We start from the raw sequence: 21,963 nt of genomic DNA on the forward strand, positions 1-21,963 counted from the left end.
GGACCGGATCGAGTACTCCGTCGACGGGCAGACCTACACGACGTACACCGCTCCGGTGACCGTCAACGAGCCCGGCCAGCACACCGTCAGCTACCGGGCCACCGACAAGGCCGGCAACACCTCGACCCCACAGTCCGTCACGTTCCGGGTGGTCGAGGCGTCGGACCCGGACACCACGCCGCCGACCGCGACCGCCACCGTTGCCGGCAACCGGGACGGCACCGGGGCGTACGTCGGCGCGGCCACCGTGACCATCTCCGCCACCGACACCGAGTCGGGGGTGCAGCGGATCGAGTACTCCGTCGGCGGGCAGCCGTACGCGGAATACACCGCCCCGGTGACGGTCAACCAGCCCGGTCAGCACACCGTCTCGTACCGGGCCACCGATGTCGCCGGCAACACCTCCACGCCCGGCTCGGTCTCGTTCACCGTGACCGCCCCACCTGACCCCGACAACACCGCCCCCACCGTGACCGCCGCGATCATCGGACAGCAGGACGGCAGTTGGGCGTACGTCGGCAGCGCCACCATCGTGCTCACCGCCACCGACACCGGGTCCGGCGTCCTGCGCGTCGAGTACGCCCTCGACGGGCGAGGCTACGTCGTCTACACCGGCCCGCTGACCGTCAACACCCCCGGAGCTCACACGATCAGCTACCGGGCCACGGACCGGGCCGGCAACGTCTCGGGGACCGCGTCGGCCACCTTCACGGTGGTGGCGAGCGGACCGCCGGCGCCGAACTGCCGGGTGACCGACACCCGGCCGACGGTCTGGATCGGCACGTTGAACAGCGGTGTGGCCAACCGGGTGGTCGAGGGTCGCTGCTCGATCAACGACCTGATCGAGGACGAGCGGGCCTGGTCCGACCACGCCGAGTTCGTGGCCCACGTCCGGGCGGTCGCCGAGCATCTGCACCACCGCGGCCAGATCCGACTCAACGAGCAGAACACCCTGATTCGCACGGCCCGGGACTCCGGTGTCGGCAGGTCCGAGACGACGCAGGGCTACCAGCCGCTGCTCGACCGCACCGCCGCCTCGTTCAGGCTGTGGGAGCAGGTCGGCGCCGGTGGCTTCCGGCGCAACGCCGACGGGTCGATCACCAGTCGGGCCGTCGACGGCCTCGGCATGCTCTGGTTCCCTGTCCGCAGCTACGGCGACTTCTCTTTGAAGCTCCAGTGGCGTGACGACGCCCCGGGTGACGGGCGCGCCAACAGCGGAGTCTTCGTCCGCTTCCCGCAGGTGCACCAGCACCCGCAGGAGTCCCGCCCCGAGTGGGTGGCCATCAAGTACGGCCACGAGTTGCAGATCTACGACCGGACCGACGGCGACCAGTACAAGAGCGGGTCGGTGTACGGCTTCGACCGGGTCGACCTCGACGGCGCGCAGGTCACCCCCAAGGGCACCTGGAACGACTACGAGATCCGCGTCGTCGGCCAGCACTACTCGTTGTTCCGCAACGGTGAGCTGATCAACGAGTACGTGAACGTCCCCGGCGCGGTCTTCACCCCGCCCCGCGCCGACGATCCCGGCGGCGTCGGACGGCAGAACGCGACCGGCTACATCGGCCTTCAGAACCACGGCGCCGGCGACATCGTCACCTTCCGCAACGTCCGGATCGCCCCACTGACCCCCTGACGCCGCCACCGCACACCGACTGATCCCCGCCCACCAGCGCCATCGGTGCTAGCCGAGCGATTGGACAGGAACGTTGGACAAGGACACCAAAGACATCGGTGAGGTCGTACTGTCGCCGCCCACCGACCGGCCGGACCCCCAGCCGGCGTGGCGCGTCCGGCTGCTCGACACCACCGCCGGCCGGGCCGTGACGGTGGCCGTCATCATGCTGATCACGCTCGTCGGCGCGGGCAGACTGGCCGTGGCCGGCGGCACCACCTCGCCGCCGGCCGAGCGGGCGGTCGAGGCCGCGGCAGCGTCGGCGGAACGTCCGGCGGGCTGTGTCACGCCGGACCGCCGACTCCAGCTCTACGCGGTCGAGCTGCCCAGGGACCCGGTGACCAACCAGATCCGGCTCGGCTACGGCCTCACCCCGCAGACGGCCTCCTACCCCGGGCCGACGATGGAGATGATCGAAGGAGAGTGCCTGGCGATCACCTTGCACAACCAGGTGCCGGCCGCGACCCTGGAGCAGTTGCGCACCGACGCGGCACATCCGGTCGGCGTCTCGCTGCATGTGCACGGGGTCAAGTACACCCAGATGTCCGACGGCACCGTGCACAGCAACTCCTTCGTGCCGCCGGGCGGGTCGCGGACGTACATCTGGTTCGCCAAGCCGCGCACCGCGACCTCGCAGGGCACCGCCGGCTATTGGTGGTACCACGACCACGTGGTCGGCGGGCCGCACGGCACCCAGGGTCTGCGCTCCGGGCTCTTCGGCGGTCTCGTCGTGCGCCGGCAGGGAGACCTGAGGCCCCACCGGACCTACGTGACGGCCTTCGGCGACCGGCAGACCATCAACCTGCGGCGCAGCGCGGAGGCGGACACCTGCGACCCGGTCAACCCGCAACCCGGCCCGACCTGCCTGGTCGCCAAGATCGGCGAACGGGTCGAGTTCATCGTGATCGGCATCGGGGACGACATGCACACGTTCCACGTGCACGGTCACTCCTGGGCGGACACCCGGACCGGCATGGTCGAGGGCGGCAACAAGGCACTCGCCGACTCGATACCGGTCATCGACAACAAGACCCTCGGCCCGGGTGACAGCTTCGGCGTGCAGTTCGTCGCAGGCGACTCCGTGGGACCGGGGCACTGGATGCTGCACTGCCACATGCAGTTCCACTCCGACCTGGGCATGTCGACGACGTTGCACGTGCTCGACGAGAACGGGCAGATGCCGCCGCACGCCGGCGGCCACCACCCGGCAGTGCCGGCACAGGGCGCCGCGGCGCCGGCCGGCGCGCACACGAACCACCGATGACCCGCGGCACTCCGCACCACCAACCGAGCATCCTGCCAGCGCCTCAAGCACTCTTCGTACCCCCTGTGGAGGAGGAGAAATGGCTCACCGACGCCATTTCCGGCTGTCCCGATCGGTCGGGCGACACGGTCCCGACCCCGTTGACCTCTCGCCCCCCGCACTCGACCCGGTCCCCCGGTCGTGGCGTCGCGCCGCCGGACCGTTCCGCCGCACGGTCGCCCTGGTTTCGGGCGCCCTGCTCACGCTCGGCCTGCTGAGCGCGCCGGTCGCTGCGGCGCCGGACCCGGACGTCGGCGCGATCGCACCGGCCTGGGGCGGCCAAGCGGTGAACGTGCTGGTCTTCCACGGGCCGGCGGCGTCGCAGGAGGATCCCGTTGCCCGGGCCGTCACCATGATCCGGCAGCTGGGCAACGAGAACGGCTTCAACGTGCACGTCTCCGCCGACCCGGCGGTGTTCACCCCGGACAACCTGGACCGCTACCGCAGCGTCGTGTTCCTGTCGGCCAACGGGGTGACGCTCAACGACGCCCAGGAGGCGGCGTTCCAGGCGTACGTCAAGGGCGGCGGCGGGTTCGTCGGCATCCACGACGCCGCCCGCGCGCAGCCCGGCTCCGAGTGGTTCACCGAGCTGATCGGGACCCGTCCGGCGGCGAGCCTGCCGAACGCGGAGAAGATCGAGAGCATCACGGCCAGCGGGAACAACCCACCGAACGAGATCGCCGCGAACCTGATCGACGGGTCCACCAGGACCAAGTGGCTGACCCGTACCCCGACCGGCTGGGTGGTCGCCAAGCTCGCCGAGCCGAAAGCGGTGGCGCAGTACGCGCTGACGTCGGCGAACGACTTCCAGGGCCGCGACCCGAAGGACTGGACCCTCCAGGGATCGGCCGACGGCAACACCTGGACGGACCTGGACACCCGGACCGGGCAGACCTTCTCTCAGCGCTTCCAGACCAAGCAGTACACGTTCACCAACACCCAGGCGTACCAGTACTACCGGCTGAACATCACCGCGAACAGCGGTGAGCCGCTGATCCAGCTCGCCGAGCTGTGGCTGATCGGCCCGGACGCAGGACCGGCGCCGGAGAGCCAGGTGCAGGAGGCCGTGGTCGACGTGGTCGACCGGCAGCACCCGGCGAACAAGGGCCTGCCGTTGAACTGGACCCGGTCCGACCAGTGGATGAACTGGGACCCGAGCCCGGTGGGCCGGGTACACACCATCGCCCAGGTCAAGGAGAACACCTACGACGCCGGGCTGGCCGGCAACGGTGCCTTCCACCCGATCTCCTGGTGCCGGGACTACGACGGCGGCCGGTCGTTCTACACCGGGATGGGGCGTACCGAGGCCAGCTACACCACCGACACGCGGTTCCGCAGCCATGTGCTCGGCGCGCTCCAGTGGACGGCCGGGTTGGTCCGCGGCGACTGCCAGGCGACCATCGCGTCGAACTACCGGATCGAGCGGCTGACCGCCGCCAACCAGTCCGGTCAGCTCGACCAGATCGGTGAGCCGCACGGCCTGACCATCGCCGAAGACGGCAAGGTCTTCTACATCGGCAAGGCCTCCTGCCCGAGCGGGCCGGTCGCGAACTGGACCGACCCGAACGTGGGTCTGGGCTGCGGCACCATCCACCAGTGGGATCCGAAGACCAAGCAGGTCAAGGTGCTGACCACACTCAAGGTGATGGGCAACCGGGGCAGCGGCAGCGAGTTGGTGAAGAACGAGGAGGGCCTGGTCGGCATCACCCTCGACCCGAACTTCACGGAGAACGGCTGGTTCTACGTGTTCTGGATGCCGCACGAGTCGATCGACCGGGAACGTCGGGTCGGCCAGCGTACGGTTTCCCGCTTCACCTACGACCACGCGCAGCAGACGGTCGACCAGGAGACTCGCAAGGACCTGCTGAACTGGGACACCCAGATCCACAGCTGCTGCCACGCCGGCGGCGGCATGACCTTCGACGAGTCCGGCAACCTCTACATCGGTAGCGGGGACAGCACCTCCTCCGGCGGGTCGAACGGCTACTCCGCGAACAACTGGACCCAGGAGTACGCGGGCATCTCGTTCCAGGACGCCCGCCGTACCTCCGGCAACACCAACGACCTGAACGGCAAGATCCTGCGCATCCACCCCGAGCCGGACGGGACCTACACGATCCCGGACGGCAACCTGTTCACCGGTCAGGAGCAGGGCGGCGGCAAGACCCGTCCGGAGATCTACGTGATGGGCGTCCGCAACATCGCCCGCCTCGCGTGGGACCCGGTGAACGACTGGCTCACCGCCGCGTGGGTCGGCCCGGACGCCGGCGCGCCGGACCCGGAACTCGGTCCGGCGAAGTACGAGACGGCGACGGTCATCACCTCGGCGGGCAACCACGGCTGGCCGTACTGCATGGGCGACCGGCAGCCGTACCGGGACCGTGGCAACACCGACGCCACCGTGCTGACCGGCTGGTACGACTGCGACAACCCGAAGAACGAGTCGCCGCATAACACCGGTCTGGTCAACCTTCCGCCGGTGCGGGACAACATGATCTGGTACTCGCCGCAGGGCGGTGGCCCGGTCTTCCCGAAGCGCACCGACGGCAGTGGCCTGCCGACCTACAAGGCCGCGGACATCACCCTCACCCAGCCCTACCTGAGCGGCGGCGGCCAGGCCATCATGGACGGTCCGACGTACCAGCGCTCGAAGGTCGACGTCGACAGCGGCGTCGCCTGGCCGGCGTACTGGGACAACAAGTGGTTCATCGGCGACCAGTCCAACGCCAACAACCGGATCGCCGTCACCGTCGACCCGGGCACGGTCAGACAGGCCGGGGCACCAGCCTTCGCCGAGGACCTGCGCAGCATCATCCCGGGCGGCAACGGCACCACCCAGCTCCAGTCCTGGATGGACGCGAAGTTCGGGCCCGACGGCGCGCTCTACCTGCTCGACTACGCCAGTGGCTTCTTCAGCCTGCACTCGAACCAGAAGCTGATCCGCGTCACCTACCAGGGTGGCCCGGCCACCCCGAACCCGGGCCTGGCCACGGCGCAGTCGGTCGCGCCCAGCCAGCCTCGGACCATCGGGTTCTCCGCCGCGAAGGTCGGCGGCGTGGCCTGGGAGTGGGATTTCGGCGACGGCAGCAGCAGGCGGTCGAACGCACCCCACCCGACGCACACCTACAAGCGGTACGGCACCTTCCAGGCAACGGTGAAGGTGACGTACGCCGACGGTGAGGTAGTCACCGAGAAGGTCGACGTGAACGCCGGCTGCGGTGCCGCCGACGCCCGCCCGACGGTCTGGATGCTGGACACCGACACCGGGGTGACCAACCGGCAGACCGGCGGCGGCTGCACGATCAACGACCTGATCGACGACGAGACCACCTGGCCGAACCGGGCGTCGTTCGTCACCCACCTCGACGCCGTGCTCGACGAACTGACCGCGGCACACGTCATCGACAACCGCGAGGCGCGGGCGTTGCGCACGGCCGGTAGGCAGTCCCCGATCGGCGCCACCAACGGCTACCAGCCGATCTTCGACGGTTCGGCGAAGTCGCTCGCCGGCTGGCGCCAGGCACCCGGCGGGTCGTTCGCACTGCGTCCCGACGGCTCGATCCGCAGCTCCGGCGGCCTCGGCATGCTGTGGTACGCGGATCGGCAACTCGCCAACTACTCGATCAGGGTGCAGTTCCGCGACATCTCCCCGGACAACGTCCGGGCCAACAGCGGCATCTTCGTACGGTTCCCGGACCCGAGGACCCCGCTGGACCAGCGTCCGCCGGGCAGTTGCGGCACGGTGGGCTCGGCCCGCAGTTCCCAGGCCTGGGTCGCGATCTACTGCGGCCACGAGATCCAGATCTACGACGGCACGACCGGCGAGACGCAGAAGACCGGCTCGGTCTACAACTTCGCGCCGAACACCCTGGACAAGGCCGGGGCGACCCCGAAGAACCAGTGGAACGACTACGAGGTCCGCGTGATCGGCCAGCACTACACCATCACCCGTAACGGTGTGGTGATCAGCGAGTTCGACAACACACCGGGCAAACAGTCGTCCCGCCAGGGCGACCCGCCCACCGACCTGCGGCAGTTCCTGAGCGGCTTCGTGGGCTTGCAGAACCACGGCAACAACGACGTGATCGAGTTCCGCAACATCAGGGTGCGCCAACTCTGAGGTACTGGTGCCGGATACGGGCCCGACGCCCGTATCCGGCACGACACCGGGGCGCGGAACCAGAAGGCGGCAGCGTCGCGTGGTCGCTCCGCGCGCACTGGCCGTGCAGTGCGCTCGGAGCGGCGGGCTGAGATCGTCCGGTGTGAGCGATCTCGGTTGTGGTCTCGCGGGTGGTCGGCGCCGGATCAGGTGCCGAGGGATGCGCGGGTAGCGGCGATGGCGTCGAGCAACTCCTCATGGCAGTCGAAGCCCCGGTCGATGCAGGTCATGTCGACGCCGCATTCGCGCTGTCGCGCCCTGAGTAGCGGCTGCTCCGGCATGGACACCGGAAAGGCCAGGGGGTCGAGGTCTGGGACGCGTTCCAGGAGCATATCGATGTCTCTGCGGGCGCCATCGCCGACCTGAAGCCACCCGTTGAGGTCGTTGTAGACGACCACGTCGGCGGCGATGCCCTTCGTCCATTCGGTGAAGAGAGCGGCCAGGCTGGTGGCGGCACGAACCGGGTCCCGGGCGTCGGGGGCGATCTCGTAACGCCAGATCTCGCCTTCGTGCTCGCCGGCGAGTACGAAGGTGTAGAGGAGGACATCGAAGTGGAACAGCGGCAGCTGATGCCGCCAGGGGAAAGGCGTACCGATCGAGAACGACAGGTTCTCGAGTGCCTCGCCCCCGTCGGTCGGCCACGGCATGACCCATCCGCCGTTCGGCAGGAGCCGTTGGAGGTGCCATCCCTGGGACTCGATCCAGGTCAGTTGCTCGGCGACGTGGTCCACGTCGAAGAGCCGGTAGACCAGGCCGGGCGGCTGTCCGCCAGGCGGTTCGGCGCGCTCGGGCCAGGTGATGCCCGCGGCCGTGGCCGCCACGCGGTACTCCGCGACCGCGTCACGCAGTACGCGCATGTCGTCGAGCATCACGGAACTCCCGGCGGTTCGGGGGTCATGCACAGGCTGGCCCCGCCCTGGCTGACGGTGAACCCGAAGCTCGGCCCGTTCGCCGCGACCCACGGCTTCACCGGCAGCACGATGAACCGGTCACGTTCAGACCGCCGGGGACGTATACCTTGATGTCGTCGTCGCAGCCGGCCGTGCCCTGAGTGCCGCGCTGGGCCGTGCACGCGGCGTCGATGATCCGCTTGAGCCGCCCGTCCTCCTGGTCGTTCCAGGCGAAGGGGATGTTGTTCCGGCCGGCCACCAGCTTCGTCGTCTTGATCACCTCCGCGTAGACCTTCAGGCTGTTGTACCACTCGCCCTCGCATTGCGCATGTGGCCACTACCCCCGATTTATTGATGTCAATCAAACATTGGGCGGACTGTAGCGTGGCCGGCCCTCGCGGCGGACCTGCGGGAACAGGCCGGGCAACCTTCGCCCCGCCGGAAGTTGCTGGGGAGCTGGCGGCGGACGCCGCGGGAGCCCTGACGTCTCACTTGATCGACAGTCGACAGTTTGTACAGTCCCTCACTGGCAAAGAGCAACGATTGAGGAAGCGCGACCGGCAGACGAAATGGGATCGTGGCTGTGCGGCGTCACTCACGCCGCCCCGCGCGGCAGCCGTCCTCGGTGGCGGCGCCGTCCGGTCGGGCCGCATCTCGCTGCTGAAAGGGCATCTCAACCATGACGCACATCGATCTCGGGGTCGACGAGAAGCAGTTTCCCGGCATCACCGGCCTGATGCGGTACCGCCCGGAAACGGCGAAGCCGCTCAACGAACTGGCCGAAGTGCTGCTGCGCGCCCCTCACTCGCTCCCGGCCGGCGAGCGGGAACTGATCGCCGCGTACGTGTCCGGACGCAACGAGTGCGACTTCTGCTGCGCGTCGCACTCCGCGGTCGCTGCAACGCGGCTCGACGAGGGTTATGCCCTCGTCGACCAGGTGCGCGCAGACCTCGATACCGCCCCGATCTCGGCAAAACTTCGGGCGCTGCTGCGCATCGCCGGCGCGGTCCAGGTCAGTGGCCGCGACGTCACCACCGAGCTGATCGCCGACGCCCGCGCGGAGGGCGCCACCGACGTGGAAATCCACGACACAGTCCTGATCGCCGCCGCGTTCTGCATGTACAACCGGTACGTCGACGGGCTCGGCACCTTCGCACCCGAGGGTCGGGACGCCTACGCCGAGTCCGCTCGTCGGCTCGTCGAGCGCGGCTACGGATCGGCGGTCGGTGTCCCGCCGGCCGGCGAGCCGGCTGCCTGAGCACAGACGCGGGTGCTGGTAGGAAACCTGAGTTGCCCCCGCGCATCCCCGACGCCGTCGACGAGTGAGGCCAAGCGTTCAGCACCCGACGTCGTCGAGAGAACCGTTTCTGCGAGTGGTGCGTCCTAACCTTGCGTGATGGACGTGGACGATGGGGCGCTACTACGCCTCGTCGGTGAGGGCGATCGGCGCGCGTTCGACGTGTTGTATGCGCGGCACGCGCCGTGGCTGGTGCTGCGGCTGCGTCGGCGATGCCGTGATCCGGAGTTGGCGCGGGAGCTGTTGCAGGAGACATTCCTGACGGTGTGGCGGGCTGCGGCCGGTTATCGCGGGGACGGGGCCGTGGTGGGCTGGCTGTGGGCGGTCGCCGCGCGCCGGTTGATCGACGCGCGGCGCCGGGCGCTGGCCCGCCCGCAGAGCGTGGGAGCACCTGACGAGACGGTTCTGGCCTGGTCGCCGTCGGCCGAGGAGGAGGCGCTGGTCGGGGCGTACGACGCGGATCTGCAGCGGGCACTGCGCCGACTGTCGCCCGAACTGCGGGCGGTGTTGCAGGCGACGGTGCTGGACGGGTTGACGGTGCGCGAGGCGGCGGTGTTGCTGGGCGTGCCGGAGGGCACGGTGAAGACCCGGGCGATGCGGGCCCGTCGTGAGCTGAGAGAGGCGTTGTCGTGACGGGCTTTCACGTGGATGCCCGCGTGCTCGCGGCCTACATCGAGGACCGCCTCGCCGACGCCGATGCCTGGTCGGTGGAGGCGCACCTCGACCGGTGCGGCGCATGCCGGGCCAGGATCACTCTCGATGAGGCTGCGATGCGGTCGGTCGAGACGGTGGCGGTGACGCTTCGAGGGCCGCTGCCCGCGCCGGGGCGGATACGGCGGGCAACCCGTTGGCGGCGCATCAGAGTGCTGGTGGCAGCCGGGCCGGCCGCGCGGGGCGCGTGGTTCGTGGCGGTGGCCGTCACCGGGCTGGTCACCCTGGGACTGTTGGTCAGTCCGATGGCGATTCCGCCGTGGTTGCTGCTGCTCGTCGCACCGGCGCTGCCGGTGCTCGGTACCGCCGTGTCGTACGGGCCGTGGACCGATCCGTTGCACGAACTGGTGGCCGGTACACCACACGGTGGGCTGCGGATCGTCCTGTGGCGCACGCTCGCGGTACTCGCGGTGACCGCGCCGGTCGCGCTGCTCGCCGGGGTGGTCACCGGCATCGGTACGCCGGCCATGTGGCCGCTGCTCTGTGTCGCACTCACCACGCTGACGCTGGCGCTCGGATCAATCGTCGAGCCCGGACAGGCCGCTGCGATGGTGCTCGGGGGGTGGGCCGTGACGGTCCTCGCGCCCACCGGCGGCTGGGCGGTCGTGGCGTCGAGCGGCCCGGCATGGCTGGCTGTCACCGCGCTGGCCGCGCTCCTGGTATACGTCCGGCGGGACCAGTTGGGGAGACGAGCGGCATGACGACGGTGAGCGTTCACGGACTGCGGATCAACTACGGCAGGCGGACCGTTCTCGACAACCTGGATCTTGACCTGGGTGTGGGGGTGCACGGACTGCTCGGACCGAACGGTGCCGGTAAGACGACGCTGATGCGGGTCCTGGCCACGGTGCTGCGGCCCGATCGGGGAGACGTCCGGTTGCTCGGGCAACGGATCTCCGACCAGTCGGGACTGCGCCAGGCACGCCGCCGCCTGGGCTACCTCCCCCAGTCCTTCGGCTTCTATCCCCGCTTCACGGTGCGGGAATTCGTCGAGTACTTCGCCTGGCTGAAGGAGATGCCGGCAGCGGAAATTCCGCTCGCGGTGGACCGGGCGATCGAGCGGGTCGGGCTGCTCGACCGGGCCGATGACCGGATGAAGCACCTGTCCGGCGGGATGCTGCGCCGGGCCGGCATCGCCCAGGCCATCGTGAATGACCCTCGGCTGCTGCTGTTGGACGAGCCGACCGCTGGCCTGGACCCGGAACAGCGGGTGGAGTTCCGCGCCCTCCTTCGGGAGGTGGGGCTGGACGCCGTCGTCCTGGTCAGCACCCACCTGGTCGAGGACGTGGTCGCGGCATGCACCCGGGTCACCCTGGTCGACGCCGGCCGGCTCGTCTTCACCGGCCTGCCCGATGAGCTGATCGCCGCCGGCGGAGACGGCGACAGCGGCGACTCCCCGATCGAGCGCGGATACACCGCGGTGCTGCGTAACGCTCGGGCGGCTGCACAGTGAGGCGCGTGCTGTGGGTGGAGCTACGCCGGGGTACGGCACCTTTCGCCGCCCTGGCCATGTTCGGCGCCGGGGTGTGGATGCTGGCCGTGCACCCCGACGACTGGGGCGGCCGGTGGGCCGGGCTCGCCAACTACCTCCGGGTGTCGATGCTGATCCTGTGCGCGCTGATGATCGCAGCGGGAGCCTGGCAGGCCGGCCGGGAGCGGCGGCGCGACATCGACGAGCTGATCTCTTCCACGCCGCGGCCGGGCTGGCAACCGCTGGTGGTGGCGTGGCTGGCCGTGGCACTGGCCGGCACCGCCGGCGTGCTGGTCGCCTTCAGCGGGGCAGCGGTGCTGGTCGCCCGGGTCGCCACCTATGCCGGGGGCGGCTGGTGGCGGACCCTGGTCGTCGGTGTCATCGCGCTGGGGGCCGCCACCGCTCTCGGTGTGCTCGTCGGGCGGCTGGTGCCGCTGCGGGTGGCGGCGCCGATCGCCGGTCTGTCCGCATACCTGGCGCTGGCGATCGGCACGTACTGGGACACGAAGGCCGGCGCGTGGCTCTCCCCGGTCTACAGTGGTTGGCCCCCGTACAGCGTCGTTCCCGGCCGAGTCACCGCGTTGCAGGCCGCATGGTTGCTGGCGCTCACGGCCCTTCTGCTCGCTGCCGCGGCACGGCGGCGTCTCGCCGCCATGCTGGCCGGCGGACTCGCGGTCGCCGTCGTGATACCGATCATCACCGGGCCGACCGCCCATCGCCTGCCGGCCGACCCCGGCGCGGTCGAGTTGGTGTGTACGAGCACCGGCCCGCAGGTCTGCCTGTCCAGGATCAACGCCTTCCTGCTCGACGACGTGGCTCGGGTCGTGCAGCCGATCCTGGCGCGCCTCGACGGCATCCCCGGCGCGCCTCAGCGGGCGGTGGACGAGGCCGCCGGGCGGACAGGGCACCCGGCCGACGACACGGTTGGGCTCGCTCTCGACTACCAGTCCACTGCCTTGGGTGGCCTGGCCGAACCCGAGTACCTACGCGCGAACTTCCACCATGTGACGTTCCCCGGATGTCTCGCCAGCTCGGTGATCCGCACGGTGGGCCCGCAGGTTTACCACACCATGGCACTGGCGATCGCGTGGTTGCTCGACGAACCGCCGAGGGTCGACGTACCCATCGATTGGCTCCGCGCGCTGCCCCTTGAGCGCCAACGCGCCTGGTTCGCCGCCTACCTGCAGGCGGCGGCACGCTGCGACCTACCGGCCCTCATTCAGCTCGGCCAACCAGAGTGAACGGCCGTTTCCTCGCGCTGCACCTGACCGCCCGGGGTGCGCCGGCGTTCACGACCGGCCTCACCACCATCACGGCGCTGGCCTGGTTGGCTGGAAGCTGGCTCGCCAGTCGCCCCTACTTCGACGGACCCGCCGCCCGCGTCCCGGTAGTCGCACTCGCACCACTGCTTGCCGTGCTCCTGCTCGGCCCCACCCTCGCCGGCGCCGATCCGGACCTCGAACGCAGCACACCGCTACCCTGGCGAGCCTGGCGGGCAGGCCACGTACTCCTCGCCGTCCTCGCCATCGCCGCGGCGCTCAGCCTGACCGGACTGCACTCCCCACACACGTTCGGTGCCTACCCGCTGGTCCGCAACACCCTCGGCTGCGCCGGCCTGGTCACCGGCGCCGCAGTGCTGCTCGGTGCGCGACTGGCATGGCTGCCAGCCTTCGGCTACGTGTGCGCCGTCTACGCTGCCGCTCCCCGGCAAGCCGGCATCGCGGTGGCGATGTGGGCCTGGCCGGTCCAGCCCTCCACCGCCACCGCGTCCTGGCTCGTCGCCGTCGTGCTGTTCGTCGTCGGTGCCGCCGGATACGTGCACCTCGGGGCCAGCCCGCCGGGCACGGTTCGCCGGTACCGCCGACGACGTCGACCATGCGCTGCAACAGGGACGCCATGAACGACGCTTCAGCACGGCCCCGGCCGCCGGGTGCCCGGGCCCGGTCAGCGACGCAACGCCAGGGTGACCTGTCCGGCCGATCATGCCGGACAGGCCCGTGGTCCCGAGGGGTGCTCAGCGCTTGAGCGTGAAGGTGAAGTCGCCGGCGAGCTTGCCGCTCAGCCGGGCTGCCGAAACGAGTTTCCCCTCCGCGATCAGTCGCTCGACCTCGGCTCGCGAAAGACGGCAGCCTTCAGCGATCAGTCGCACCGGCCGGACCGGGATCCGCGCCGCAAAGCGGACCGAGACGTCGATCACCTCGCGGTCCAGGTGATCCGATCCGCCGGTGTCGAGGCGCCAGGAGTTGTCCCAGTCGAGGGCGATGCGGTTGCGGCGCTGCACGACCGGATCCTGGAGCAGCTCAGCTGTCAGGCCAGGGTCGTTGTCATGCAGCCGGTCCAGGAGCTCGGGTGGTACGGAGCGCACATTCATCCGTTCCAGGACCGTGAGCTTTGCCGTTTCCCCGCAAGCGGTACAGAGCGCGAGGAGCCAGGCGTCGATAAGCTTGTGGTTTGCGTTGACGCGAAATTTACCGCTTGGCCGGAAGCGCTCGGACGCGCACGCGTGGCAACGGCGGCGAACGAGCGGCAGGCAGGTGGGTACGACCACCCAGTTTTTGAGCACAGAAGTACACCGGTTTCAGTGAGAAGTCCGCAGCAAGAAGGAGCGCGGCGCAGGTGCGCGACGCGCGACAAATCAGCGCTCGGGAGGTCTCACAGGGTGTACAACGGCACGTCCTTGACTAGACGACTTGATTCGGCAGCACGGTAAAGGCGCACGTCGGCGCCGCACCACTGGTTTTCGAGTGCCTCACCGCCAGTTCCCTCCGGCGGATCATGGGCTTGGACAGGTCAGATCGCAGCTCTCTACGTGGCCTGGGCGGGCTCGGCTTTGCACCGAGCCCGCCCGCTCCGGATCAACCCGATCCCAATCACGAGGCGTGACAACGCCCACTCGATTCGGCATACACCGTTGCCCGTGACGTCAGGACCATCTGAGCCGGATCCGCGTCACGCCACTAGCGCTGCAGTGTGAGCAAACCGGGCCGATAGGGCAGGAGGCCGTAGTCGCCGCCGGAGTTGGGGGCACGTCCCTGGTAGAGCAACCGCAGGTTGCAGGGATCGACGGTCATGGTCTGATCGGCGTTGCTGCGAATCAGTTCGCCGTGGCTGATGTCGTTGGTCCAGGTGGCGCCGCTGTTGGCCTTGCCGGCGAAGGGATTGCTCTCGGTTGCGGCCTGCGGTGTCCATGAGCCGCCCAGACTGGTGGCCGTGAACGATCGGAAGTAGCGACCCTGCGCGCCGATCGCCTCGACGAGCATGAGGTATCGGTTCTCGCCCTGGATCTTGTAGACCTGAACCCCTTCGAACAGGTTGTTCGTCGAGTCGGTCATGATTATCGTCGATGTGGAGCCGAAACTTCCCGGGAAATTCCCGATGGGCATGCTGGCCCGGTAGATCCGGCCGTTGTCGCCGGCGAAGAACAGGTACATGTTCGTGCTGTCACCGATGAGCGCCTGGTCGATGGGTCCCGTGCTGGAGTTGGCGATGCTTCCGGAGAAGAGCGTCTGCGCTGATGACCAGCTGTTCACGTTGGTGGGGTCGGTCGACGTGCGGTAGGAGAAGGCGGGCCCTCCCCACTGGTAGGCGAGCACCCAGATGTTCCTCGGGGCGAAGTAGAACAGGGTGGGCGCGACAGCCGAGAAGGGCATCGCGTTCTGGCTGGCCGAGGCCATGTCGGACCAGTTCGTGAAGAGGCCGAAGTTCATCGAGCCCCACGTCGTTCCCGTGTCGTGCGTCGTCGCGTAGACGAGATGCCTTCCGTTGTACGGGGCGTGGGTGAAGTCCTTGAGCGAGACCCACCCCGACCTCGGGTTCGCCAGCGAGCCCGTCGATGTCCAGCGATACGTCGACGGAAGAGCGCACGTGCCGGGCGGCGGCGTGGTGGGGTTGGTACCGCCGTCGACGCGGACGAGTTGCCATTGCTGGTTGTTGCCGCCCCAGTCGTCGTACTGCACGATGTTGCCACCGTCAGCGGTCGATGCGCCTTGCACCTCCACCGCCTTGTTACTGTTCCGGTTGATCAACCGGACGTAGCCGCCAGCCGAGTCCGCCAGCCGGAACTGCTGGTTGGCCCCGTTGCCGTCGGTCCACTGCACGATGCTGGCACCGTTGGCGGTTGACCAGTTGTATACGTCCAGCACCTTGCCGGACAGCCGCGACTTCAACCGGTAGTAGCCGCCGCCGGAGTCGACGAACTGCCACTGCTGCTGGTTGCCGTTGTTCCGGGCCCACTGGGTGATCCGCGCCCCGTCGTTCGTGGCGAGGTTGTACACGTCCAACGCCTTGCCACTGTTGCGGTTCAACAACACGTACCACGCGCTCGTGTCGACCGTTGCCGCGGCGGCGGGCGTCGACACCACCGCGGCGGCGGCACCACTGACCACCACGGCCGTCACGCCAGCCGCAACAACCCGCGGCAACCACCTACGCCGTCGCGGCGGCGGCGCGATCGATGGAGACCTACCAAAGGCAGACATGATCCTCCTCCAATAACCAAGAGCCGAACGGTGCGCGCGGAGATGGGCGCACCGCGACGCATGGACCGGGCGCATGCGGGGAGAATGTCAGCGCTAACAGGGCCTCCGCATGCCCTGGCGTACGCCTGGATCCAAGGTCCGACGACGCAGGCTTGCCCGGTAAGCCACAGGCATCGTCGTCCTTGACTATCGACTGTGAGCGATAACATGCCGTTCGTCAAGTCGTAATGTTCTGGGTCCGGGAAGCGGAGCCGTCCGTCCTTGCCGCGCTTGGCGGGTGAGCACCCGACCGGCAGGACTACCGAAGATCTCGACCGGTCCGTTCACGATCTCCGATGGTCGCGGTGCCGCCCCTCAGGACGAGTCCTGGAAACGCTCGTACCGAGACCACACCCCGCGGGTATACATCGCATATGGCCCCGGCGCACACGGATGATGCGAACGGATCTCGATAGGGCAGCCCGGGCGGCCGAAGCGTCTGTTGTGCTCATCCCCTATGACCGGCGCGTGACTGAGGGAGAAGGGATGGTGGCGCGGTGCCGACCAACCGGCTGGAGGCGTTCAGCGACGGCGTCCTTGCCATCATCATCACGATCATGGTGCTGGGACTCAAGGTCCCGACCGGTCACCACCTCTCCGACCTCGTCCACACGACCGGCATCGGGCTGTTGACCTACCTCCTCAGCTTCATCTACGTCGGCATCTACTGGAACAACCATCACCACATGTTCCGCCTGGTACGGCAGGTCAGTGGCGGAGTGCTGTGGGCCAACCTGGCGCTGCTGTTCTGCCTGTCGCTGTTCCCATTCACCACAGCCTGGGTCGACGACTCACGATTCGAACGGACCCCGGTCGTCATCTACGGTCTGAACCTGCTCGGCGCGGCCATCGCGTACTTCGTGCTCCAGACCGTGATCATCCGGCAGCAGGGGCCGAAGTCGCCGCTGCGGGAAGCCGTCGGCGCCGACCTGAAGGGCAAGCTGTCCCCGGTCTTCTACGTCGCCGGGATACTCAGCGCCCTACTGATCGGCGGGCGGGTCGGAGTTGGGCTCGCCGAGGCGTGCTTCGTCGCCGTGGCGATCATGTGGGTCGTACCCGACCGCCGCATCGACCGGGTGGTCCGCCAGCACCAGACCCTCGACTGAAGAACGCCGGTGACCCGATCCTGATGCGACGATCCTCGGGGCTCCGTCTCTGAGTCGGACCGTTGTTGCCGACCATCCCTACCGTGGTCGGCAGCCCGCCCCCGGAGTCACCGGCGGCGCGCCGCCGAGGAGTGGTCATGCCTGGTCCAGCCCTGCTCCGCACCGCCATCGTCGCCCTGACCGCTGCGCTCGTGGTCAGCGGCTGCACGCCCACCGGCACCAGCACCACCGAATCCACCACGGCGACCTCGACGCCCGGGGATCCCGCCGCGCCGGAAAGCGTCGAGCCGAGCGCCGCGGCCGAGCCCACCACGAGCGGTACGACCGGCGGTGACTCGACCGGCGACGGTTCGACCGGCAGCGGTTCGACCGGCAGCGGTTCGACCGGCGGCGGGCAGTCCGGGGCGAAGTCGAACACACCGTCGGCGAACGAGCCGACGATCACCTACTTCCGGGTCGCCCAGAAGCCCTCCTGCCCGGCCGGGACGAGCGCCAACCCGATCCCCGGCACGCCGGTCGTTCTCGAATGGAAGACCAGCAACATCGACTCCGTCGCCCTATCCGTCGACGGCCAAGGCGTGTACGCCGACAACTACCCGCCGACCGGCAGCGAGACCCTGAACTTCCCGTGCGCGGGCGGTGAGGGCGACATCCAGCGGCACACCTACCTGCTGACCGCGCGCAACTCCCAGGGCGAGAAGACGAAGACCCTGGTGGTGACCGCGACCGTACATGACATCCCGGAGGTGTGACGGGCTGCGCTGGCTACTCGCCGAAGCCAACGCGGGCCGGTTTCACCGGAACTGGCCCGACCATCGGGCCTGCACCGCACCAGGAGATCCGGGCAACCGGGGGAAGCTCAGTACGCCAACAGCTGAGGGCGAGGACCGGTCGCCGTCAGCCTGCGAAAAGCTGGGTTTCGTTGGCTGGCGGGAGTACCACGATGCCGTCGTCGTCGCTGTAGATCGCGGCGCCCGGCATGAAAGTGCAGTTGCCGAAGGCAACCGGGATATCACTGTCACCGGCCCCGGTCTTGGTGCTCTTGCGGGGGTTGGCGCCGAGTGCCTTGATACCGATCTTCAGTGCGGCAAGGGCGGCGACGTCGCGGACCGCGCCGTTGATGATCACACCTGCCCAGCCGTTCTCTGCCGCCATGCCTGCGATGACGTCGCCCATCAGCGCTCGATGCAGCGACCCTCCGCCGTCGACGACGAGTACCCGGCCGTTGCCCGGCTCGGCGATGATCGACTTGAGCAGGGCGTTGTCCTCGAAGCACCTTACGGTGACGGCAAGCCCGTGGAACATCCGGTTAGCCCCGAACTGGCGCAGTTGGATGTCACAGGAGCCGATCCCGTCGCCGTGTTCGTCGACGAGGTCCGCCGTGGCGAAATCCGCAGCGGTCGAGGTGGGTTGCGGGGTCATGGGTGTCCTTCCAGAGTCATGGTGCTGACGGCGCAGGCGCGGGATGGTCGGCGGACGACGGCGGTGGTCGCAGGCCATGCGCCGCCAGGGCTGCGGCCGACAGACCGGCGGCGGTGAAGGCGAGCACGCCGGCGGCGCCGGTCCCGATGGCGACGACGCCGGCGGTCGTGGGAATCAGGATCTGGCCCAAGCGGTTGCCGGTGAGCCGCAGCGACATGGCCCGGCCGCGGAGTCCCGGTGGGGCGGACTCGGCCAGGAAGGACATGGTCAAGGGTTGGCCGACGCCAAGCCCGAGGCCGGCAAGGGTGATGACGAGGGCCATCAGCCACAGCGGCAGGGGTAGCAGCAGCAGCGCCAGGCCTGCTGCGGAAAGGGCGACCGCCGTGGTGAGGAGCCGGCGACGGCCGATCAGCGCGGCGAGCCGGCCGAGGAAGAGCCGCGAGACCATGGACGCGGTGGCGCGAAGGGCGAGCAGTATGCCGATGGCTCCGGCGGCGATGCCCCGCTCGGCACCCAGGGCGGGCAGGTAGACCAGCGTGATGTCGACCGCGGCCAGGACGACGCAGCTGACGGTGAGGGCACGGACCAGCCCTGGCTGTCGCAGCAGCTTCCGCACCCCGCCTACGGATTGTTCACTGGCGGATCGGGAACCTCCCGATGGTCGGAGGAAGCCTGCGGCGGCAAGTAGGGGCAGGGTCAGGACGACGGCGCCCAGAAAGATCGCCTGAGTGTCCGGCATCGGGCGGTCGCCGCCGAAGGCGATGATCAGCCCGGGCCCGACTGCTTGCCCGAGCGAGGCGGCGAAGGTGTAGTGCCCGAAGGCGGAGTCGTACCGGCCCGTGGGCGTGCTGTTGGCGACCAGTGCCTGCTGCGCCACCACCGAGCAGAGGTGCCCGGTGCCGAGCAGCATGGTGGCGAGCACCAGACCGAGGACGGTGCCGCCGAGCAGGGCGAGGCCCGCCGCGGCGGCCGTGAGCAGCGCGGACCCGATCACCATGATCCGGCGTTCGCCCCAACGGTCGACCGCATGACCGGAGGGAATGGCCAGCACGAACGGCACCACGGCGAAACTGGCGCCGAGCAGGCCCAGCCACGCGGCGGGCACGTCGAGGTCCAGCGCGCGGTAGGTGGCGGCGGGCCGGAGCACGAAGGTGACGGCTTGGACCAGGATGGTGTGGGTTAGCAGCAGGATCAGCTGTGCCCGGTGCCTGGTCGGCACTTCGGCCGCGCCCACCCGCGCAGAGACCGTGGTGCTCACATATCCGGTTCCTGCCCCATCGTGGCGGACCGCTGCGCGTCGAGCCGGTACGCCGCCTTGGCGCCGAGGCTCGTGCCGATGTGCTGGCGCATCACTTCCGCGGCACCGACGGCGTCTCCGGAGATGACGCATTGCAGCAGCGCCTCGTGCTCGGCTGCCTTCTGGGCCCGCTCCTCCGGGCCGCGGACGACTTCGAGGCCGAAGCGGCGGTAGCGGTCCGCCTTGTCCCACAGCGCGTCGAGAGTGCTGATGAGGATCTCGTTGTGGGACGCGGTGTAGATCGCGGTGTGGAAGCGACGGTGCGCGACGAGGTCGACGAAGCCGGGGTTGTTCGGCAGCGGCTTCAGCCCCTGGATGGCCTCACGCATCTCCCGGATGTCGGCGGTGCTGCGCCGTTCCGCCGCGAGGGCGACGGCCAGCGGATCGAGTGAGTTGCGGATCTCCAGCAGGTCTCGCGCCTCCTCGGCGCTGAGCGGGGTGACCCGCGCATCCCGATGGGCATCCAGCTCAACCAGTCCCTCGGACTTCAACCGGCGTAGGGCTTCCCGTAGCGGGGTGGTGCTGATCCCGATCGTCCTGGCGAGCATCGCCTGGTTGAGTACGGCCCCTGGTTCGTACTCGCCGGAGAGGATCGCTTCCCGCAGCCTGGTGTAGGCGAAGTCGCTCTTCCGGGGGAACAGCTCCGTCGACTGACTCATCCAACCTCCCGCGTCGTGGGTTATAACCTACAGCACTCCGGCCAACTCTGGTCGAGCACCCTCCCCAGACATGCCGGCTCCGTGTGGCTCCCGAGCGGCCAGCAGGGCAACCTTCCAGCTCGCACACTCCGCCACGACTCCCTGAGAAAGTTTTTCGGCCCACCCTGTTGACGGACGGAGGTTATAACCTCCATCGTGTGGTGGCTGCCACACCGACGTTTCCTTCGCATCAAGGAGCGGTAAATTGACCACCACCTCTACGGGTCCACTCGGGTCCGGGTCCCCCGTCGGGCGTCGACGGCTTCTGATCTCCCTCGCCGCGCTATCTCTCGCGCTGCCCCTCGCGGCCTGCGGAGGCTCCGAGCCGACGGCGCCGCCGAACGTGATCGTCGAAGGCGCAGCGCCGGACTACTACCCGGCCGAGTACAGCCAGGTCATCGAGGCGTCCAAGGGTGAGGGCGGCGAGCTGACCATCTACTCCAACACCGACCAGGAGAACTGGGCGCCGATCTTCCGCGACTTCCAGAAGAAGTACCCCTGGGTGAAGAAGATCTCGGCGAACAACCTCGACAGCGACGAGGTTTTCCAACGGGTGTTGGCCGAGCAGGCGACGGGCCGGTCCCCGGCCGACATCCTGGTGTCCAACGCCGCGCAGGCCTGGGCCGAGTACAACGTCGAGGGCCAGAACCGCCTGATGCCCTACGCCTCTCCAGAACTCGGCAAGCTGCCCGAGTTCGCGACCCTGATACCGAACGTGTACACGATGTCGATCGACCCGATGACCATCGCGTACAACACCTCGCTGGTCCCCGAGGCGCCGACCGGCATGGCCAGCCTCGCCGAGATCGTGGCCAAGGACCCGCAGAAGTTCGACAACAAGATCACCACCCGGGACGTCAAGGGGGCCTTCGGCTTCACCGTCTCCAACACCTACACCCAGGCACGCCCCGACGGATGGGCGAGCCTGGAGAAGCTGCTGCCGCTCGCCCGGCCCGAAACGTCCTCCGGGACGCAGACCGAGAAGATCCTGGCCGGCGAGTACCTGGTCGGCTTCTTCATCTCGGGCGCCCCGGCGTATCCGGTGGTCAGGAACAGCGGCGGCCTGTTCAAGGTGACCTTCCTCGACGACGGCACCGTGGCGCTGCCCCGCGGCATCGGCATCGCCCCCCAGGCACCGCACCCCAACACCGCGAAGCTCTTCACCGACTTCGTCCTCTCCGCCGAAGGGCAGCGCGCCGTGGCCGAGGGGGGCCTGACGTCCTATCGGGACGACGTCGCGCAGGCCGAGGGGCTGCACACCTACCAGGAGATCATCGACGCGGTCGGTGAGCAGAACGTGATCCTCGTCAAGTACCAGCTCGTGCCGGACGCCAAGATCCAGGAGTTCGTGAACCGGTGGAACGGGCTGCTGGCCCGCTGAGGCGGCCCGACCTCAGGAGCGGAGCAACAACAATGA

At 68.9% G+C, this 21,963-nt stretch carries 19 protein-coding genes; 12 read left to right on the plus strand and 7 right to left on the minus strand.

All coding sequences use genetic code 11. From position 1 onward, the window contains the following. From AB0M52_RS06760 to AB0M52_RS06770, 3 genes are all read left to right on the plus strand, one after another. Positions 1-1,636, plus strand: a 1,636-nt coding sequence (locus tag AB0M52_RS06760; RefSeq protein WP_363949855.1) for a family 16 glycoside hydrolase, incomplete at its 5' end; no start/stop codon positions are given. 73 nt (positions 1,637-1,709) lie between these two features. Next, positions 1,710-2,939, plus strand: a complete 1,230-nt coding sequence (locus tag AB0M52_RS06765) for a multicopper oxidase domain-containing protein (RefSeq protein ID WP_363949857.1) — start codon at positions 1,710-1,712, stop codon at positions 2,937-2,939. A 79-nt stretch (positions 2,940-3,018) separates the two neighbouring features. Then, positions 3,019-7,098, plus strand: a complete 4,080-nt coding sequence (locus AB0M52_RS06770) for a ThuA domain-containing protein (RefSeq protein ID WP_363949860.1) — start codon at positions 3,019-3,021, stop codon at positions 7,096-7,098. Positions 7,099-7,283: 185 nt separating this feature from the next. Here AB0M52_RS06770 and AB0M52_RS06775 read toward each other — a convergent pair whose 3' ends face one another. Both AB0M52_RS06775 and AB0M52_RS06780 read right to left on the minus strand, forming a co-directional pair. Beyond that, positions 7,284-8,006, minus strand: coding sequence for a hypothetical protein (locus AB0M52_RS06775; RefSeq protein ID WP_363949863.1), 723 nt, complete (start codon positions 8,004-8,006; stop codon positions 7,284-7,286). Positions 8,007-8,103: 97 nt separating this feature from the next. Beyond that, on the minus strand, positions 8,104-8,307 hold the full coding sequence (locus AB0M52_RS06780) for a hypothetical protein (RefSeq protein ID WP_363949866.1): 204 nt from the start codon (positions 8,305-8,307) through the stop codon (positions 8,104-8,106). A 399-nt stretch (positions 8,308-8,706) separates the two neighbouring features. Here AB0M52_RS06780 and AB0M52_RS06785 point away from each other — a divergent pair, with 399 nt between their 5' ends. The 6 genes from AB0M52_RS06785 (at position 8,707) to AB0M52_RS06810 (ending at position 13,406) form a co-directional block, all read left to right on the plus strand. Then, entirely contained in the window at positions 8,707-9,285 is a 579-nt protein-coding gene (locus tag AB0M52_RS06785; protein WP_363949869.1) for a carboxymuconolactone decarboxylase family protein, read from the plus strand. Between the two features lie 135 nt (positions 9,286-9,420). Continuing rightward, a complete protein-coding gene (locus AB0M52_RS06790) occupies positions 9,421-9,957 on the plus strand; it encodes an RNA polymerase sigma factor (protein WP_363949872.1) in 537 nt (178 codons plus the stop codon). Beyond that, on the plus strand, positions 9,954-10,736 hold the full coding sequence (locus AB0M52_RS06795) for a zf-HC2 domain-containing protein (protein ID WP_363949875.1): 783 nt from the start codon (positions 9,954-9,956) through the stop codon (positions 10,734-10,736). The genes AB0M52_RS06790 and AB0M52_RS06795 overlap by 4 nt, the downstream gene beginning before the upstream one ends. Continuing rightward, positions 10,733-11,488 carry an ABC transporter ATP-binding protein gene (locus AB0M52_RS06800; RefSeq protein WP_363949878.1) on the plus strand — a complete coding sequence of 252 codons (756 nt, stop codon included), beginning with the start codon at positions 10,733-10,735 and terminating at the stop codon, positions 11,486-11,488. The genes AB0M52_RS06795 and AB0M52_RS06800 overlap by 4 nt, the downstream gene beginning before the upstream one ends. Beyond that, positions 11,485-12,747 (plus strand): hypothetical protein, encoded by a 1,263-nt coding sequence (locus AB0M52_RS06805; protein WP_363949881.1) that lies wholly within the window; start codon positions 11,485-11,487, stop codon positions 12,745-12,747. Before AB0M52_RS06800 ends, AB0M52_RS06805 begins: the two co-directional genes overlap by 4 nt. After that, positions 12,744-13,406, plus strand: a complete 663-nt coding sequence (locus AB0M52_RS06810) for a hypothetical protein (RefSeq protein WP_363949884.1) — start codon at positions 12,744-12,746, stop codon at positions 13,404-13,406. The genes AB0M52_RS06805 and AB0M52_RS06810 overlap by 4 nt, the downstream gene beginning before the upstream one ends. Before the next feature lie 114 nt (positions 13,407-13,520). On the opposite strand, the gene AB0M52_RS06815 is transcribed toward AB0M52_RS06810, so the two are convergent. After that, positions 13,521-14,069: a DUF1062 domain-containing protein gene (locus tag AB0M52_RS06815; RefSeq protein WP_363949887.1), complete on the minus strand. Its 549-nt coding sequence runs from the start codon at positions 14,067-14,069 to the stop codon at positions 13,521-13,523. Positions 14,070-14,463: 394 nt separating this feature from the next. Beyond that, a complete protein-coding gene (locus AB0M52_RS06820) occupies positions 14,464-15,984 on the minus strand; it encodes a non-reducing end alpha-L-arabinofuranosidase family hydrolase (RefSeq protein ID WP_363949932.1) in 1,521 nt (506 codons plus the stop codon). 536 nt (positions 15,985-16,520) lie between these two features. Between AB0M52_RS06820 and AB0M52_RS06825 the strand changes: the two genes are divergently transcribed. Beyond that, positions 16,521-17,129 (plus strand): TMEM175 family protein, encoded by a 609-nt coding sequence (locus tag AB0M52_RS06825; protein ID WP_363949890.1) that lies wholly within the window; start codon positions 16,521-16,523, stop codon positions 17,127-17,129. 137 nt (positions 17,130-17,266) lie between these two features. Beyond that, the gene (locus tag AB0M52_RS06830; protein ID WP_363949893.1) at positions 17,267-17,881 is read left to right on the plus strand and encodes a hypothetical protein; all 615 of its coding nucleotides are present in this window, start codon (positions 17,267-17,269) and stop codon (positions 17,879-17,881) included. Positions 17,882-18,026: 145 nt separating this feature from the next. Here AB0M52_RS06830 and rraA read toward each other — a convergent pair whose 3' ends face one another. Genes rraA through AB0M52_RS06845 form a run of 3 tightly spaced genes read right to left on the minus strand, consistent with a single transcriptional unit; the run spans position 18,027 to position 20,507 of the window. Beyond that, positions 18,027-18,551 (minus strand): ribonuclease E activity regulator RraA, encoded by a 525-nt coding sequence (gene rraA, locus AB0M52_RS06835; RefSeq protein ID WP_363949896.1) that lies wholly within the window; start codon positions 18,549-18,551, stop codon positions 18,027-18,029. 16 nt (positions 18,552-18,567) lie between these two features. Beyond that, positions 18,568-19,809: an MFS transporter gene (locus tag AB0M52_RS06840; RefSeq protein ID WP_363949898.1), complete on the minus strand. Its 1,242-nt coding sequence runs from the start codon at positions 19,807-19,809 to the stop codon at positions 18,568-18,570. Continuing rightward, positions 19,806-20,507 (minus strand): GntR family transcriptional regulator, encoded by a 702-nt coding sequence (locus tag AB0M52_RS06845; protein WP_363949901.1) that lies wholly within the window; start codon positions 20,505-20,507, stop codon positions 19,806-19,808. Before AB0M52_RS06845 ends, AB0M52_RS06840 begins: the two co-directional genes overlap by 4 nt. A 382-nt stretch (positions 20,508-20,889) precedes the next feature. Here AB0M52_RS06845 and AB0M52_RS06850 point away from each other — a divergent pair, with 382 nt between their 5' ends. Then, positions 20,890-21,927, plus strand: coding sequence for an extracellular solute-binding protein (locus tag AB0M52_RS06850; protein WP_363949904.1), 1,038 nt, complete (start codon positions 20,890-20,892; stop codon positions 21,925-21,927). Positions 21,928-21,963 lie beyond the last annotated feature (36 nt).

The sequence above is a fragment of the Micromonospora sp. NPDC051296 genome (assembly GCF_040682255.1).
GTDB lineage: Bacteria > Actinomycetota > Actinomycetes > Mycobacteriales > Micromonosporaceae > Micromonospora > Micromonospora craterilacus.

Bases quoted from the DNA above. Each gene is read 5' to 3' on its own strand.
- AB0M52_RS06775 (WP_363949863.1), bottom strand. From the start codon at position 8,006: ATGCTCGACGACATGCGCGTACTGCGTGACGCGGTCGCGGAGTACCGC.
- AB0M52_RS06820 (WP_363949932.1), bottom strand. From the start codon at position 15,984: ATGTCTGCCTTTGGTAGGTCTCCATCGATCGCGCCGCCGCCGCGACGG.
- AB0M52_RS06845 (WP_363949901.1), bottom strand. From the start codon at position 20,507: ATGAGTCAGTCGACGGAGCTGTTCCCCCGGAAGAGCGACTTCGCCTAC.
- AB0M52_RS06770 (WP_363949860.1), top strand. From the start codon at position 3,019: ATGGCTCACCGACGCCATTTCCGGCTGTCCCGATCGGTCGGGCGACAC.
- AB0M52_RS06800 (WP_363949878.1), top strand. From the start codon at position 10,733: ATGACGACGGTGAGCGTTCACGGACTGCGGATCAACTACGGCAGGCGG.
- AB0M52_RS06830 (WP_363949893.1), top strand. From the start codon at position 17,267: ATGCCTGGTCCAGCCCTGCTCCGCACCGCCATCGTCGCCCTGACCGCT.
- rraA (WP_363949896.1), bottom strand. From the start codon at position 18,551: ATGACCCCGCAACCCACCTCGACCGCTGCGGATTTCGCCACGGCGGAC.
- AB0M52_RS06785 (WP_363949869.1), top strand. From the start codon at position 8,707: ATGACGCACATCGATCTCGGGGTCGACGAGAAGCAGTTTCCCGGCATC.